General features: G+C 68.7%; 11 protein-coding genes. 3 read left to right on the top strand and 8 right to left on the bottom strand.

The window, feature by feature from the left end; all coding sequences use genetic code 11:
- Positions 1–49 precede the first annotated feature (49 nt).
- Positions 50–1372: a coiled-coil domain-containing protein gene (locus JSE7799_RS13820; protein ID WP_055664134.1), complete on the top strand. Its 1323-nt coding sequence runs from the start codon at positions 50–52 to the stop codon at positions 1370–1372.
- Positions 1373–1438: 66 nt separating this feature from the next.
- Here JSE7799_RS13820 and JSE7799_RS13815 read toward each other — a convergent pair whose 3' ends face one another.
- From JSE7799_RS13815 to JSE7799_RS13780, 8 genes are all read right to left on the bottom strand, one after another.
- A complete protein-coding gene (locus JSE7799_RS13815; RefSeq protein ID WP_370736661.1) occupies positions 1439–3976 on the bottom strand; it encodes a penicillin-binding protein 1A in 2538 nt (845 codons plus the stop codon).
- 519 nt (positions 3977–4495) lie between these two features.
- The gene (locus JSE7799_RS13810; RefSeq protein ID WP_055664133.1) at positions 4496–5656 is read right to left on the bottom strand and encodes an N-acetylmuramoyl-L-alanine amidase; all 1161 of its coding nucleotides are present in this window, start codon (positions 5654–5656) and stop codon (positions 4496–4498) included.
- A complete protein-coding gene (locus JSE7799_RS13805) occupies positions 5653–6792 on the bottom strand; it encodes an aminotransferase class I/II-fold pyridoxal phosphate-dependent enzyme (protein ID WP_055664161.1) in 1140 nt (379 codons plus the stop codon). The genes JSE7799_RS13810 and JSE7799_RS13805 overlap by 4 nt, the downstream gene beginning before the upstream one ends.
- A 126-nt stretch (positions 6793–6918) precedes the next feature.
- On the bottom strand, positions 6919–7989 hold the full coding sequence (locus JSE7799_RS13800) for a DUF1513 domain-containing protein (RefSeq protein WP_055664132.1): 1071 nt from the start codon (positions 7987–7989) through the stop codon (positions 6919–6921).
- 4 nt (positions 7990–7993) lie between these two features.
- Complete coding sequence (locus JSE7799_RS13795; protein ID WP_055664131.1) at positions 7994–8980, bottom strand: imelysin family protein; 987 nt, start codon at positions 8978–8980, stop codon at positions 7994–7996.
- Positions 8977–10539, bottom strand: a complete 1563-nt coding sequence (locus JSE7799_RS13790; protein ID WP_144431717.1) for a di-heme oxidoreductase family protein — start codon at positions 10537–10539, stop codon at positions 8977–8979. The genes JSE7799_RS13795 and JSE7799_RS13790 overlap by 4 nt, the downstream gene beginning before the upstream one ends.
- A gap of 39 nt (positions 10540–10578) precedes the next feature.
- The gene (locus JSE7799_RS13785; protein ID WP_055664130.1) at positions 10579–11841 is read right to left on the bottom strand and encodes an imelysin family protein; all 1263 of its coding nucleotides are present in this window, start codon (positions 11839–11841) and stop codon (positions 10579–10581) included.
- Between the two features lie 237 nt (positions 11842–12078).
- On the bottom strand, positions 12079–12993 hold the full coding sequence (locus tag JSE7799_RS13780) for a LysR family transcriptional regulator (RefSeq protein WP_055664129.1): 915 nt from the start codon (positions 12991–12993) through the stop codon (positions 12079–12081).
- A 96-nt stretch (positions 12994–13089) separates the two neighbouring features.
- Here JSE7799_RS13780 and JSE7799_RS13775 point away from each other — a divergent pair, with 96 nt between their 5' ends.
- Together JSE7799_RS13775 and JSE7799_RS13770 are read left to right on the top strand one after the other, a co-directional pair.
- On the top strand, positions 13090–14649 hold the full coding sequence (locus tag JSE7799_RS13775) for a proton-conducting transporter transmembrane domain-containing protein (RefSeq protein ID WP_055664128.1): 1560 nt from the start codon (positions 13090–13092) through the stop codon (positions 14647–14649).
- Positions 14646–16994, top strand: coding sequence for a YbcC family protein (locus JSE7799_RS13770; protein ID WP_055664127.1), 2349 nt, complete (start codon positions 14646–14648; stop codon positions 16992–16994). Before JSE7799_RS13775 ends, JSE7799_RS13770 begins: the two co-directional genes overlap by 4 nt.
- Positions 16995–17136 lie beyond the last annotated feature (142 nt).

Genomic DNA, 17136 nt, shown 5'->3' with positions numbered 1-17136 from the left:
GACGCCAGAAGGGCCGGAGAAGGCCGCGGACTCAAATCGGAGAGCGAACATGGGGAAAGACAGGGGAACTTGGGTCACGATCGGGCTCGTGGGAGCCCTCGTGCTGGCGGCGATCGTGATCATCTGGCTGGCGGTGGACCGCACCTCGATGCAGCAGGACTACACGACCCGCCTTGAGACCGAGGAGACGGAGCGGCTGCAGGTGGCCGAAGCATTGGCCGCGCTTGAAGCGTCGTCGGGTGAGCTGGAAACCGTTCGGATGCGCATTGCCGAGACGGACGCGTCGCTCGCCGAACTGGCCACGCAACGCAGCGAGATGCAGAGCGCATTCGACACGGAACTCGCCGATCTTACCTCCCGGCGCGAAGTTGCACTTTCGGAGACGGAAGCTGCCGAAAGTGAGCGTGACCGCCTCGTGGCCATTGTGGCCGAGGAAAGCACTGCGCTGGAAGATATCCGCGCAGAGGCCGATCGCCTGGAGCAGACGCTTTCGGAGCGGACCGAGCGGTTGACGCAGACGGAGACGCGCCTGACCGAGCAGCTCGATGAACTCGCCGCCGTCGGATCGCGGCTGCAGGAAGCCCGCGCGCAGGAAGCGCAACTTCGCGAGACGCTGGCCGAGATGCAAGGCGAGGCCGCGGGCATGGCGCAGGAACTCGCCGACGCGGAAACCCGCACACAAGAAGCCCGCAGCGCGGAAACCGACCTTCAGCAACTCCTGCAGGATGCACGCGACGAGCGCGCCGCCTTGGAGGAGACGCAATCCGAACTCGAATCCGAGATCGCCGACCTGACCGCGCGACGCGACACGCTTGAGACGGACACCGCCGCCGCGCAGGAGCAGCGTGCGCAGGTGCAGACAGAGTTGACGCAGCTGACGCAGTTGCTGTCCCAGCGTGGCGATGAACTGGCGCAGATCGAGCAGCGCATCACCGCTACTCTCGAAGAGGCGCAGGACGAGGGCGCGGCCGAAGGAGAGCAACTTCTCTCCGAACAGACCGACGAAGCGGCAGACGAAACCGACACGTCGCTCGGCACGCTCGAAGCCGCGGAAGATGCGCCGATCGTCGGAGCGCAGTCCGTTTCCGTCGCCCCCGGCACCTACGAAAGCGGTGAGATCAGCGCCACGTTCGCCGAGGACGGAACTTTCCGCATGGAGAACACCGCCAGCGACGAGAACGTGTCCGGGCAGTTCGTGGAGGAAGCCGGTCTCCTGATCCTGTCGGAGCCGGAGGGCGACCTGAGCGGAAACGTGTCCTTCCCGCTGACCTGCATGCTGGAAAACCGGACCGACGGCTTCGCTCTGACGGCGCCTGAAGTGGACGGAGATTGCGGCCCGCTGGCGGGCACGACATTCACCGCAGCGGATTGAGCGATGGCGGACAGGTCATCGCGACGCGACCTGTCCCCCCACTCTTCGGATGTCGCCGTCGGGCGGTCAGTACAGGCCGCCCGAACTCAGCGTGCCGAAGGTCGCCCGGCCGGGCACGGTCACGCTGCGGCCGGTCGACGTCTCGACCTCGCGCGCCTGCTCGGCCGGAGCCTCGTCATCGCCCTCGCCGCGTCCGAACAGAGGCAGGTCCGCCGCCATGGCGAAGCCCCCGTCGATGACGGTGCCGGAACCCGCGCCGATGAAGCCGTCGTCGCCCTCACGGAAATATTCCGACACCACGTTTTCACCGGTCGCGGAATCGGGCAGGCGCGCGCCGGTGTAGCGATCGATCTTCACGAAATATCCGCCCTCGGGCACCGCGAATTCACCGCCGCCGTATTTCTCGATCGCCTTCGCCATGAACTCCTGGAACACAGGTCCGCAGGTGCCGCCGCCCGATGCATTGGGACCCAGCGAACGAGGCCTGTCGTAGCCGATGTAGCAGCCCGCTGCGATCGTCGAGGAGAAGCCGACGAACCAGACGTCCTTGGAATCGTTGGTTGTGCCGGTCTTGCCCGCGATCGGAACCGGCAGATCGATTGACCGGGAGGCCGTTCCGCGCTCGACGACACCGGTCATCATCGAGGTCAGCTGATAGGCGGTGATCGGGTCCATTACCCGGTCGCGGTTCGACACGATACGCGGAGCGGTTCCGGGGGGCAGCGTGGAAAACCGCTCGCAATCGTCGCAGGTCCGCTGATCGTGCTTGTACACCGTGCGCCCGTAGCGATCCTGAATCCGGTCCACCAGCGTCGGCTCCACCCGCTCGCCGCCATTGGCGAACATCGCGTAGGCGGCGACCATCTTGTACAGCGTCGTTTCCTGGCTTCCCAAGGCATTGGCCAGAAGCCGGTTCATCCGGTCGTAGACCCCGAACCGCTCCGCATAGGAGCCGACGGTCGTCATGCCCACATCCTGCGCCAGACGCACCGTCATCAGGTTGCGCGACCGCTCGATCCCCGTCCGCAGCGGCGAAGGCCCGTAGAACCTGTTGGACGCGTTCTTCGGGCGCCAGATCTCGCCGTTGCCCTGATCGATCTCGATGGGCGCGTCCACGACGATCGTGTTCGGCTGGTATCCTGAATCCAAAGCCGCCGCATAGACGAACGGCTTGAAGCTCGATCCCGGCTGCCGCGTGGCCTGCGTGGCGCGGTTGAACACCGAATGCTGGTAGGAAAACCCGCCCTGCATCGCCAGAACGCGGCCGGTATTGACGTCCATCGCCATGAAGCCGCCCTCCACCTCGGGCACCTGTCGCAACGACCAGCGGATCAGGGTGTTGTCCTCATCATCCGTCATCCGGCGGACATGAACGACATCGCCCCGCTCGAAATTGTCGAAGAAGTCGCCGCGCAGCCAGGCGATGTCCTCCCTCGGAACGGAGACGGTCTCGGAGATGTCCTCGACACCCAGCTCCAGAGACTGCTCCTCGACCCCGAGCACCACCGCCGGGAACCAGCGATTGTCGAGGTCGATATCCCGGGCCACGTCGGCACCGGCCAAGGCCGCGCGCCATTCGGCCGCATCGTCCAGCGTCTCGACCGGAATCGTCTCTCCGGTGCCGCGCCAGATGCCTAACGAGCGATCGTACTCCTCAAGCGCATTCTGCAACGCCTGCGCCGCGACCACCTGCATTTCGGGATCGACCGTCGCGCGGACCGAGAAGCCCTGCGTGAAAAATGCCTCCTCGCCGAAATCGGCGGTCAGCTGGCGGCGGATTTCGTCGGTGAAGTAGTCGCGCGGCGGCAGGGCCGCCCGGAAGGGCGGGTAGTGCCCGGATTGCACGGTCAGAAGCGGCGTCTGCTGCGCGCGCTGCATCTCCGCCTGCGTGATGTAGCCGTTCTCCCACATCTGGCGCAGCACATAGTTGCGCCGCTCGATGCCGCGCTCCGCCTGCCGGACAGGGTGATAATCCGAGGGCGCCTTGGGCAAGATGGCGAGGTAGGCCGCTTCTTCCAGCGTCAGATCGGCCAGCGTCTTGTTGAAGTAGGTCTGCGCGGCCGCGGCCACGCCGTAGCTGTTCTGGCCGAGAAAGATCTCGTTGAGGTAGAGTTCGAGAATGTCCTCCTTGCTCAGCGCCTCCTCAACGCGGCTGGCGAGGATGATCTCCTTGACCTTGCGCTCGGCCGACCGATCCGAGGACAGCAGGAAGTTCTTCATCACCTGCTGCGTGATCGTCGATGCCCCGCGCAGCCGCGCACCCTGCGCCGCGTCCAGCGCGGCCGCGACCATGCCCACCGGATCGTAACCCGCATGCAGGTAGAAGTTCTTGTCCTCGGCGGAGATGAAAGCTTGCTTGACGAGATCGGGGATTTCTTCGGCGGGCGCGAAAAGACGCCGCTCGCGCGCGAACTCGTCCATCAGGCGTCCCTCGCCCGAATAGATCCGGCTGATCGTCGGCGGGGTATATTGCGACAGCTGCTCGTGGTTGGGCAGGTCCCGGCCGTACATCCACAAAACGCCGCCGATACCAAGAGCCACGACGATCACACCGAGCGTCGCGGCCGAAAAGACGCCGCCAATCACCGACAGCACGAACATCATCGTTCGCTGCAGGCCGCGCAGCATTACGGATCCCGATTTCCGGAGCATGGGTTTCAGCATGTGGCATCCCTCTGCCGCGGCAGGTTCGCGGCCCCACCCCTATACGCGGCACCCCGACCCGGGTCAAAGCGCGGAGAGTTCACAACATGGCGACGTGCCGCCGATCGCCGACAGATATTGAACGAGTTCGCGCAGCGCGTCGCCCTCAGGATCAGGAGATTCTGGCCTAGCGGGTTTCACGCCTGCCGACTGTCGGCGCGGTGGACGTGCTTAGATGCATCGGTGGCGCTCACGAGCAGGTCGCCGTGGGCTGGATGCCGACGAGTGCGTCGACGCCCTTCCATCCTCAACGACTCCGGCGCCTCTCACCACGCCAAGACAAGACGTGGCCCGAGGGCATGTCCGCTCTGCGCGCTTTCGCCGCTTTAACGAAGCCTTTTACGCAGCCGATGTCACGCCTGATGGGCCTTCTTCACCAGCACATCAAAAGACGCCGCGCCTCGACAGCCCCGAGTAACTTCAACGCCGTAAAAGCGCCGCCTCCGCAGCATCCGCCTCGGCCCATCCGGCAACGCCGCGCACCACCGCCTCGATCGTCCGCGCCCGCCACTGGGGCGAGCGGATATTGGCAAGATCCCGCGGGTCCGACATGAAGCCAAGCTCCAGAAGGACCGACGGGATGTCGGGCGCCTTGAGCACGGTGAAGGCCGCGCCCAGCCGGGGCCGCTTGTGCAGGCGGACGCCCGCCTCGCCCAGTGCACCGACCAGCGCATCGGCCAGCCGGTCCGACCGGGGCGCCGTCTCCGTGCGCGCCATCTCCACGAGGAGGCGCGCGATCTCATCCCCCGGCTCCGCCAGCACAGCGCCAAGAAGCAGATCGTCGCGCGCCTGACGCTGGACGATCTCCGCACTCAGCGCGTCCGGCGCCGTCTCGTTCAATGTGTAGACCGTTGCCCCCTCGGCGCCCCCGCCCGCCACCGCGTCGGCATGGAGGGAAATCATCAGATCCGCCCCCGCCGCGCGCGCGACCGAGGACCGGCCCCGAAGCCCAAGAAAAACATCGTCATCCCGTGTCAGCACGACCTCGTGTCCCGCCCGGCGCAGCGCGGCGGCCAACTCGCGCGCGAAGCCGAGCATCAGGTCCGCCTCGTTCACGCCGTCGCGCTCCGCGCCGGGATCGACGCCGCCGTGACCGGGGTCGAGAGCCACGACCAGCGGGCGCGTTCCGTCCTGCCGGGAGCGCGGCGTGGAGGGCAAGGGGTCTGGCGCGACCTCCCCCACCCAAGGGACGCGCGGCCCCGTGGCGCCCTCGCCCTCCCAAAGCTCCACCCGGATGCGCGCGCCCTGCATGCCCGTCTCCATCCAGGCGCGTTCGACGCCCATCGGCTCGTCCAGCATCACCACGAGACGCGACCAGCCGGGGCGAAGCCGGCCGACCCGCACCGCGCCGACCTCCGACAGATGCGCGGGATCCAGCCCCGCCCAATCCACCTCGGCCGTATCGAGCACCAGGCGCGGGGGGGCCGCCTCGACGAAGACGCGCCACGGCACCTCCCGGTCGAGCGTCAGATCGATGTTCGCCCCGCTCCAGCCGCGATCCGCCGCGACACCGGTCAGCGTCGCCACCTCGGCGAATGCGGGCGCAGTCATCGCCAGCGCAAGGAGCGCCGCCCGGATCATCGCGCCGCCATGAACTCTCGCAGCCGCACCAGCCCTTCCTCGATATCGGCCGTCGCGCGCGCATAGCTGAACCGCAGGGTTCGCCCCCCGCGGTTCGGGTCGAAATCGAGACCGGGCGTGACCGCGACACCGGCCTTGTCGAGGATCTCGGAGGCGAAACGCAGGCTGTCATCCGTCAGGTCGCCGACATCCGCATACACGTAGAACGCGCCGTCCGGCGGGGCGATCCGGTCGAAACCCGCGCGCGGCAGCCCGTCGAGCATGAGTTTCCGGTTACGGGCATAGACGGACAGGTTTGCCGCAAGTTCCTCCTCGGCGTCCATCGCGTGAAGCGCCGCGATCTGGCTTGCATGCGGGGCGCAGATGAACAGGTTCTGCGCCAGCCGTTCGATGGCGCGGACGTGGTCCGGCGGCACCACCATCCAGCCGATCCGCCAGCCCGTCATCGAGAAGAACTTGGAGAAGGAGTTGATGACGTAAACGTCGTCCGAAACTTCCAGCGCCGACACCGCGCGCGTGCCGTAGTCGATGCCGTGATAGATCTCGTCGCTGACAAAGCGCGTCCCCTGCGCGGCGCAGGCGTCGATCAACGCCGCCATCGCGCCCCGGTCCAGCATCGTGCCGGTCGGGTTGGCGGGCGAGGCGACGATCAGCCCGGCGAGATCCTCGGGCAGGTCGCCCGCCACGGGCTGAAACCGGTTCTCCGGCGCCGTCTCGATCCCGACCGCCTCGAGGCTCAGGGCGCGCAGGATCTGGCGGTAGGACGGATAGCCGGGAAGGCCCAGCCCGACCTTGTCGCCCGCGTCGAACAGCGCCGTGAAGGCCAGCAGAAACCCTGCCGAGGAGCCGGAGGTCACCACCACCCGCGCAGGGTCAAGGTCGATCCCGTACCATTCGGCGTAAAGCCGCGCGATCCGCGCTCGCAGCTCCGGGAGGCCAAGCGCGACGGTATAGCCGAGCGGGCCAGCCTCCATCGCGGCGGCAAGCGCGGTGCGCGCGGCGGCCGGGGCGGGCGTTCCGGGCTGCCCTACCTCCATGTGGATCACCGACCGGCCCGCCGCTTCGGCGGCGCGCGCTCGCTCCATAACATCCATGACGATGAACGGGTCGACCCGCGACCGCTCGGAGATTTTCATGCCGGTCATGCTCTGCCACCTCTCGTTTGTCGCGGTGATGCAACGGCCGGCGCGGCGGGGTCAATGCAGCAGCCGGACCTGCGGACGCGCCATGCGGGGCCGATCGAACGCGGCCCCTGCCGTCACTCACAGGGTGACGATGTGATTATCCCAGGCACAATCGTGCCGACCGAGGAGGTGCGGCTCCGCCCCCGCGATGGAGAGCAGGCCGCCCAGCCCGTCACTCGCCAAATAGCCTCCGTTCCGCGTCGCCAGACCGCAGACGTCGGAGCGCGAGACGGCGCCGAGGAAAGCCCCCTCGGCCGAGAATCTGTGCACCCGCCCCCCACGCGGCGAACTGATGGCGATCTCCGCGCCGGATCCGTCGAACGCAACGCTGCCGGCATAGCCCTGCATGGCAATCTCGTGGGACAGGGGCGCTTCGGCGAGCACGGGCGCCCCGCCCTGCCGATGCAGCCCGAGCAGGGGCGCGGCCGCGTCACTCTCCCCCTCCCACTGCATCGCGAAGCCGACCAGCCCATCCTTGCGGATTGCGAGATGGCGGATCGAATTCCGCGACAGGTCGGGCGCGAGCGCGACCCGCTCGAGAATCGCACCGCCTCGGTTGAGATAGGTCAGGTTCGGCCGCATCGTCGGCACGTTCAGCTTGGTGCGGTCCGACGGGTCGGTTGCGATCCCGCCATTCGCGACGACCAGCGTTTCCCCCTCCGGCAGCAGGCGCATGTCGTGGGGCCCGACCCCGCCCGACGGCATCTCCCCGATCCGGACATATCCCGCGGCGACGTCCCAGAGGCCGATCACACCATCGCTCGTGTCGCTGCGCTGCTCGCTGGTGAGAAGCACCGCCCCGTCATCGGCGAACGCACCGTGACCGTTGAATTGCCGGTTCCGCGGAGGCGTCAGCCGGTGACGCACGGCACCGGTCGCGCAGTCGAGGACCAGCGCGAAGGTGCCGGGCCTGCGGGCGAAGGCCACCGCCTCAGCGCGGGTTGGATGCCCCGCACCGGCATGACCGCGCGCCGGAAGGGGGACGCGGAAGGTCGCCGCACCGCCGTCATTCAGACCATAGAGCGCGAAACTGCCGTCCCTCTCGCGCGCGGCGGCAAGGTAAGACGGACGGCCAACCGCCGCCCACCCCAATCGCGGCGCCGTCCCCGCGGCGAGGAGCGATGCCAGAAAGCCGCGACGGGTCGTCATGCAATCAATCTCCGTCCCGAGAGTTGAAGCCGGGTGTAATGCCCAGCCGGGCGCCGGTTTCGGTCTCGAGGCTCGCGCGAACGCCGCGAACGGCCTGCTGAAGGACCTCGGCCCGAAGCCGGCCTTGCGGATTGGTCAGGTCCTGAAACGACGGGTCGTCGATATGCGCCGCGGCCTCGTGCACACGCGCCACCGCCGCATCCGTTTCGGGCAGCGGCCAGTCCGCCAGCACCTTGGCCAAGGCATGCGCGGCATCGACCGCGAGAACCGCGTTGCGCAGGCTGCGGCCGGAGCGCCAGGCCTCGGCCCGTGTCGGACGGGGTCGGTCGAACTCGCCCATCGGGCGGCCGAGCCGCTGCTCCGCCGTAAAGTCCAGCGACGACAGGATCTGGGTGTAGAGCGCCCGAAAGGCTTCGTCTTCGTCGAGATAGATGGCGTTGTCGGGCGCACCGGCGGTTCGCAGCGTCTCGGCGAACGCCTCCTCCCACGCCTGCTCAAGCCGCGCCGCCTGCCCGGCAAGGTCGCTCGAAATGGCCCGCGCCAGTGCGCAGCCGTAGCTGTCCCTTCCGTAATCCGCGAATGCCGGATCGTGGATCAGCATCTCCAGCGCGTAGAGACCACGGGCCGCGATCGACACATCGGAATAGGCAGCGGGATCAAAGACGATCGGATCGCTCTCGGCCACGAGGCGCGACAGCGTGCGCGGCGTGAACCCCCGCGCGTCGGGCCAGAAAGCGATCGACAGGGCGCCGGTCTCGGACGGGCCGATCCTGAGGTCCCCGATCTGCGTCCATGCGTCGAACGCCGCATTCCAGGCGGGCCGCAAGGCCTCGGCCCGGCAATCCTCGGCAGTCTCCCGCTCCAGCTTTGCCGCGGCGTCGGCAAAGGCATCGAGCCCCGGCAGGATGTGCCGGTCGAGCGCCGCGTCCACATCCGCCGATGCAGGCCCCGCCAGACAGACGGAAAGGGCAATTGCGCCAAATCGTTTCATAGGCTCTCCAGATATCGGATCAGTGCGGCGCGATCGACGGGCGGCAGATCCATCACGGCATCGCGCGCCGCCTGCGCCTCCCCGCCATGCCAAAGCACCGCCTCCAGAAGCGACCGCGCACGACCGTCATGCAAGAAATTGGTGTGGCCGGAAACCGTCTCCGTCATCCCGATCCCCCAGAGCGGGGCCGTCCGCCATTCCCGCCCGTCGGCGCGCCCTTCGGGACGGTTGTCGGCCAGACCCGGCCCCATGTCGTGCAGCAGCAGATCCGTGTAGGGCCAGATCAACTGGAAGCTCGCCGGGTCGTCGCCGTCCAGTCTGTGCGTCACGTGATTGGGCTGATGGCAGGAGGAACAGCCGGTCTCGAAGAATACCTCCCGACCGCGCAGAACCTCCGGGTCGCCCACATCGCGCCGCGCGGGAACGGCGAGCGTGCGGCTGTAGAACTCCACGAGGTCGAGACCCACCTGATCGATCTCGAAGCCGCCCTGTTCGGGGTCGCTGCCATCGAGCGCGGCGGTGCAATCCGTCTGCAGATCCGTGCATTCGCCCGATCCGGCCCGATGGATCGGGTTGGAGATGCCGATATCGCCCGCGAAGGCGCTGGCCGTCTGCTCCAGAACCGAAGGATTGCCCGCCTTGTGCCCGAAGCGGCCCAGCATCGGCCGGTCGTGGACGTCGGACCACACGACCTGCGCCCGTCCGGAAATGCCGTCGCCATCGGCATCGTCGGGATCGGCGCGCGCCAGAATTTCCTCGACCGGAATTGCTTCCAGCAGGCCCATACCGATCATCTGCGGCGCGATACGGGGGCTGAGCATCGCATCGGCAGCCAGCGGACCGTAGCCCAGATCGGCGGCTTCGTAGGTCGGGCGGCGCAGCGTCGCCACCTCGCCGCCCGACAGCGGAACCTCGACTTCCTCGTATTCCACCGCCAACCGATATTCCGGCGCATGGCCGGGCAGGCTGAAATCCTGCAACTGCGTGCCATAGGTGGGCTCGGCCACCGTCGCATGCGCGCCCTTGATGTAGTGCTCCAACGCCGCAGGATCGGGCGCCGGGACCGACACACGCAGCACCATGGACACCGCGGTATCGTCGGGCCCCTCGGGCGGATGGCCGCGACCGTCCTTCAGGTGGCAGCGCTGACAGGACCGCGCATTGTAGAGCGGACCCAGGCCGTCGGACGCCAGCGTCGAAGCGGGGGCCGAAACCCATAGCCGGCGGAACATCCCGTTGCCGACGCGGAAATCCAGTTCCTGCGCAAAGGTCAGGTTGGCGGCGGGTTGCGAGAACGCATCCGCCGTGCCCCGCGCCCGAACGGTCTGCGCACCGCCGGAATTCTCCTCGAACGGCCAAGGGACGGAGAAGTCGGTGGGGGCGGCGGCGATGGCTGCGACCCGTGCACGCTCCTCCTGTGTCCGTGGAACCACGTTCAGATGCACGTCCGACAATTCGCGCCACGTCGCATCGCCCGCCCCGTCGGCCAAAACGAGGGCGGGGAGGACGAAAATAGCCGCGATCGGCAGTAGCGAAGGAGGCAGACGTGTCATGGGCATCGTTCCGGATGCAGGGGCGCGCACGCCCCCGTCTCGGCCTTACTGGAACACGGCGGAGGGATCGTCGAGGCTGTCGGAGCCTTCCATCTCCACCCCGCCGAGATCGAGCGCGGCGACGATCCGCTCGATGGACCGGGTCTGCGCGACCAGCGCATCGACGCCGCCCATGATCAGCGCCTCGCCAGCCGCATTCCCCCGCTCCAGCATCTCGTCATAGGCGAACCCGGCTTCGGCCGCCGTCTTGATCGCGCCCAGCGCCATCATCGTCTCCGACAGCCGCTGGCGCATCTCCGCATCGAGCGCCGGATCGTCCGCCGCCACGAGGTCGGCCAGGGACGGCCCGGAAACCCGCGTGCCGTCGATGCGGACGTAATCGGCAAGGTAGGCGTTCCGGATGCCGAGCCCGTCGTAGTAGTGGCTGTTATGCGTGTTGTCGGAGAAGCAATCATGCTCCTCCTCCGGGTCGTTCAGCATCAGGCCGAGACGCATCCGCTCCCCCGCCTGCTCGCCGTAGGACAGCGACCCCATGCCGGTCAGGATCGCCGACAGCCCTGCCCGCTCATCCTCCGTCACGGCCTCGCGGGCCGCGCCGTCCTCTGCCCATTGACCGGCCATCCATTCCAGATCGGAGACCAGCAGATCGGTTGCCGCCGTCAGATACGCCCCCCGCCGGTCGCAATTGCCCCCGGTGCAGTCGTCTCCCTGCGCATAATCGGTCCAGGGCCGGTCGCCCGCCCCGTCGCCATGGCCGTTCAGGTCCTGCCCCCAGAGAAGGAATTCGATGGCGTGGTAGCCCGTGGCGACGTTGGCCTCGATCCCGTCGACCTCATGCAGCGTATCCTGCAGGAGCGCGGGCGTGATCTCGCTCGCGTCGATTTCCTCGCCCGACAACTCGAAGGTCGGATTGGCGATGACGTTGAGCGCGGCAAGCTGGTTCTCGTCGGACGGTCCGGCGTAATCGCCCTCCACATAATCGATGAGCCCCTCGTCGAGCGGCCAGGCATTCACCCGCCCCTCCCAATCGTCGACGATCGGATTGCCGAAGCGATAAACCTCGGTCTGCTGATACGGCACGCGCGCCTCGACCCACGCCTCCCGTGCGGCCTGCAGGGCCCCGGCGGAGGGCTGCTCGGCAAGCGTCCCGATCGCATCCCGCAGGACGCGCGCGGCGATCAGGCTGTCCTCGTATTTCGCCTGCGCGATGTCAGCATAGGTCTCAAGAACCTCCGGCGCGGTCTGCGCCTGCGCGGTGCCGGCGATTGCCGCAAGCAACGCGGTTGTCGTCATGAGGGTGCGGGTCATCGTGGAATTCCTGTCTTCGTGTCTTTGAATTGCATCGCCACGGATCGACGGTGCGACTGGCTCGCGATGCAGAGCGACGGGCGCCTTCCGAGAGAGCCGCGAGGTCCTGTCCAAACCCGGCAGGAGCCGTCGGCGACCCTTGCGACCGCAAGTGGTCCAGAGATTACGGCGCTTTTCTGACTGAACTAGTCAGGCATGACAAGACCCGACTTTATCAGGGGGCTTTCCCGCCCCCCGTCAGGGTCCCCGATGATCCGTGGCGAGCGACGGATCCAGTTCCCCGTGGCGGGCGGCGGCGAGGAGTTCTCCCACCACGGGATGCGGAAATTGCCGCTCGACGACCATCGCGTAGAATGTCTCGACCAGCCCGAGATCGAACGGCGCAGTCGCCAGAAGCCCGGACTCGATCTCGTCGGCCAGAACGACCGCCGGGGCGACGGCAAGCCCTAGTCCTTCGCGGGCGAGCAGGCGAACCATCGCCATGTCATCGACCCGCGCCGCGATCCGGGGGGTGACGTCGAGACGGGCGGCGAGACTGGCGAAACCGTTGCGGATCGCCCCTTCCGTCGGCAGGATGACCGGCTCGCTGGCCAGCAACGCGCCAAGGTCGGGCCGGGCCAGCCGTTCCGGCGGACCGTGCAGCCCGACGGCCTGCGCCCCGACCCGATGCGCAACGATACCCGCATCCGCCCCCTCCCGCGGCGGCGCCGTTCCCAGCACAACATCCAGCGACAGGGTCCGCAAACCCTCGAACAGAGTCGTCGGATCCCCGGAGACGAGCACCATCTCGACATCGTCGCGGCCGAGCGCCGGCCGGAGAAATCGCAACTGGAAGTTCCGCGACAGCGTGGCCGGCGCGCCCACCCGCACCCGGCGGCGCGCAACGCCCTCCCGCGCCAGCGTCGCCAGAAGTTCCTCTCCCGCACCGAAGATCCGGTCCGCGTGATCGAGCGCGATACGCCCGGCTTCGGTCAGCAGAAGCCGCCGCCCCTCGCGCGCAAACAGCTCATGGCCGAGCCGCGCCTCAAGCTGCCGCAGCTGCACCGACAACGCAGATTGCGACAAATTCAGCCGCCTTGCCGCTGCCGTGAGCGTGCGATCCTGCGCGACCGCGTGAAACAGCCGGAGATGATGGTAATTCAAAGCAGCCATCGTTCGATTTTATAGAACAGAAACCTAGAGACAATGTAATTTCTTTACTTCTCCCACGCCGCTAGGTCACCGAAAACCGCTTTCGGAGACCTTTCGATGACCCTTGCCGCGTTACTCGGCCCCCTCGCGCTGCTCGCCGTGGCGCTCTACCTGCGCCTGCGGCCACCACCGCGCGGCGATCATGCGCTGCGCCTGCCCGAGGGGGCGGCATTGCTGGCCTGTGCCGGCGCCGCGATCTGTGCGCTCGGGCTGGCTCTGCTGGGTCCGGTCACGGGGCCGCTCCTCGGCGCTGGCGGCATCGGCGTGTCGATCCGCATCGACATCGTCTCCGTCGCCCTGTCGCTCACGGTGTCCTTCGTCGGATGGATCGTGCTCCGCTTCTCGCGCACGGCGCTCGACGGGGAGCGGGACCACGCGCGCTTTCTCTCCGGCATGAGCGCGACGCTCGCCTGCGTTCTCCTGCTGGTGATGGCCGGAAACCTCGTACAGCTCGCGGTGGCGTGGCTTGCGGTCGGGGTCGGCCTGCGCCGCCTCATCCTGTTCCGCGCCGATCGCCCCCGCGCCCGCCGCGCCGCGCGCAAGAAAGCGGTGAGCAGCGTCATCGGCAGCGGCGCTTTGCTCGTCGCCGTCGCAATCCTCGGCTGGGGCTACGGGACGACCGATATCGCGGCCATCGCCGTCGCGGCCCGGGCGGGCCTCGCGCCCGACGGGCTCTGGCTGGCCGCGCTCCTCCTTGCGGTGGCGGCGATCTTCAAATCGGCGCTCATCCCGACGCATGGCTGGCTGACCGAGGTGATGGAGGCGCCCACACCGGTCTCGGCCCTGCTGCATGCCGGCGTGGTCAATGCGGGGGGGTTCCTGCTGATCCGCTTCGCCGACGTGCTGCTGCTGGCGCCCGGCGTGTTGGCCGTGCTGGCGCTGGTCGGCGGCTTCTCCGCGCTCGTGGGGGCGGCCGTGGCCCTGACGCAGCCCTCGGTGAAGGCGGCGCTGGCCTGGTCCACCTGCGCGCAGATGGGCTTCATGGTGCTGCAATGCGGACTGGCGCTGTTCCCGCTGGCGCTGCTGCATATCGTGGCGCACTCGCTCTACAAGGCCCATGCCTTCCTCGCCTCGGGCGGCGCGGTGGAGCAAGTGGCCGCCATCCGCCGGCCCGGACCCGTCGCGATCCCCGACCTGCGGGCCGTGGGCCGGGCCTTCGCGATGGCGCTGGCGGTCTATCTCCTCGTCGGTCTCGCCTTCGGGATGACGCAGAAGGCCCCGCAGGCCGTAGCCCTCGGCGCGATCCTGATCTTCGGGGTTGCCTACCTGATCGCGCAGGGCCTAGCGGATGCGGCGCCGCGCGCGCTGACCTGGCGCGTCGTCGCCATCTCGGTTGCCGCAACGCTGGGTTACTACGCATTCCAGGCGGCCGCGGTGGCGGTCTCCGCCGGAACGCTCCCGCCACCGCCGCCGCCCGACGGGCTGATCTGGGCGGTGATCGTCCTAGCGATCGCGTCCTTTGCGCTCGCCGCCTTTGCGCAGGCCACGTTTCCGCTCTGGGCCGGGCATCCGGCGGTCGCCGGACTGCGGGTGCACCTCCTTAACGGACTCTACCTCAACGCGCTGGCGGATCGGCTGACCGGACACCGCGCGCATATCAGGAAAGACACGGCATGAACCTCCAGCACGTCCGGTTTCCCGGCCCGCTCCTCGAACTCATGGCGGCCGGTGCGGATGCGGTGCGTCAGGTGCCGCCCGCCTTTCCCCTGACCGCCACGGTCGCCGTCAATCCCTATCTCGGCCAGACGGGGATGGACCGGGCCGACGCGGCGCTTCTGCTGGCCCGCACGAGCGGCGCGCGCCTCGCCCGGCCGCGCACGGAACTCCGCGCGATGATCGGCGACGGGCGGATCATGCCGGAGGAATTGGCCCGTGCCGCCGCGAACCTCGGGATGACGCCGGAGAAGCTGCGCATTGCCGCGGACGCGCCCGCTGCCTCCGTCGCCCCGCTGCCCACGATCGCCGATCTCGCGCGCGAGGCGGACGGCATCGACTGGCCCGATTTCCTGACCCAGCGGATCGGCCTCTGGGCCGCATCGCATTACGATCGGGGTCAGGCCTTCTGGCCCGCTCACGAGGCACCCCCCTTCGCCGCCTGGCGCGCTTTCGCGTCGCGCGACCTGTCGCCGGGTCTGTTCGGCCTGCCCGGTATCGCGACCCATGCCGCCAGCCTGTCCGACGATCCGCGCATTGCCTTTGCGATGGCCTGCGAGGCGCTGGAACTTCCGCCCGAGGCCGGGCCGCTCTACTTCCACCGACTGCTGATGACGCTGGAAGGGTGGGCACAATTCGCCCGCGGCCGCGTCTGGCTGGCCGAGAGGGACGGAGAGACGAGCGGCGATGCCTTCGCGTTCCTGGTCATCCGACTGACATGGGAAGCAATGCTGCTGCGGGCCCGGCCCGACCTGTCGGCGGCATGGGCCTCGGCGCGCGCGGCCTATGCGGATCCGCCCGCCCCCGGTCGCGATCTCGCGGTGGATCTCGCGCTGCAGGAGGCCGCCGATTGCAGCGCCGAGGCCCGGCTGGCCGCGACCTTCGACGCACCCCCTCCCCGCCCCGCACGCGAAACCCGTCCCGCCATTCAGGCCGCCTTCTGCATTGACGTCCGCTCCGAGACCTTCCGCCGGGCGATGGAGACCGCCGACCCGGACGTTCAGACGATCGGCTTCGCGGGCTTCTTCGGCCTCGCCGTCGCGCACCGGCCCGCCGCCTCCGACCTGACCGAGGCGCGCGGCCCCATCCTTCTGTCTCCGGGCGCGCAGGCCAGGTCCACCCGTGGCGAGACGGCGGAGATCGCCGCGCGCATCCGGGCGCGGACCGTCCGGGCCTGGGGCCGGTTCAAGATGGCGACGGTCTCCGCCTTTGCCTTCGTCGAGGCGGCCGGTCCGATCTATGTCGGCAAGCTGATCCGGGACGGGCTGGGCCTTGGCGCCGACGCACCGCCACCGCCTCCGCCGCATCTCGACCTCGACCCGCCCGGCCGCGTGGCGGCGGCGGCCGCGATCCTTCGGGCGATGTCCCTCACCGACGGCTTCGCCCCGCTCGTGCTGATCGCGGGCCACGGCGCGCATGTGACGAACGCTCCTTTCGCCAGCGCGCTGCAATGCGGGGCCTGCGGCGGCCATGCGGGCGACGTCAATGCGCGGCTTCTGGCCGGACTGCTCAACAACGCGCAGGTTCGCGCGGGCCTTCGTGACGAGGGGATCGCGATCCCGGACGAGACCCGCTTCGTCGCCGGGCTGCACGACACGGTCTCGGACGAGGTTACGCTGTTCGACGCACCGCCCGATGCGGACCTCACGCGGCTGCGCGGCCTCCTCGGGCGAGCCGCGATCCTCGCCCGAACCGAACGGGCCCGGCGCCTGCCGCGCGCCCGCAACCCGGAGAGCCTGAGCGCCCGCGGCCGCGACTGGGCCGAAATTCGTCCCGAATGGGGCCTTGCCGGTTGCCACGCCTTCATCGCCGCGCCGCGGGCCGCGACATCCGGGCGCGACCTCGGCGGTCGCGTATTCCTGCACGAATACGACCGGCACGCCGATCGCGATGATGCCACGCTTACGACGATCCTGACCGCGCCCGTCGTCGTGGCGAGCTGGATCGCGCTGCAATATCACGGCTCGGCCCTGTCTCCGGATCAGTTCGGCGCGGGCGACAAGCTGCTGCACAACGTCACCGGCGGGATCGGTGTGATCGAGGGCAGTGCGGGCCACCTGCGCGCGGGCCTGCCTTGGCAATCCGTGCATGACGGCGAGGCCCTGCGCCATGAGCCGGAGCGCCTCATGGTGGCGATTGCCGCTCCGACGGACGCGATCTCCGGGGTCCTCGACGCGCATCCGCAGGTGCGCGACCTGTTCGACAACGGCTGGCTGTCCCTCGCGGCGCTGGACGATGCGGGAAAGGTCGTCGCCCGCTACGAGCGGGGCACCTGGTTGGCGAGGGCGCCGCGAGCCCTCGCCGCTTGACTTAAGGTCGGCGCTTGGGCCGTGTTGGCGGCACCGGCCATGCCCCCGGCGGCGCGACGCGCGCTTGCGCCGGCCCCAAGACGTGGGTCAAGGTCGGAACATGTCCGCGCGAGCGGCGTTTGGCGGTAACAAAAATTCTAGT

Origin of the sequence: Jannaschia seosinensis, from assembly GCF_001408515.1 — a bacterium.
Taxonomy (GTDB): domain Bacteria; phylum Pseudomonadota; class Alphaproteobacteria; order Rhodobacterales; family Rhodobacteraceae; genus Jannaschia; species Jannaschia seosinensis.
The sequence above is the reverse complement of the archived record's forward strand: the minus strand, read 5'-3'. Positions and strand labels throughout refer to the sequence as shown.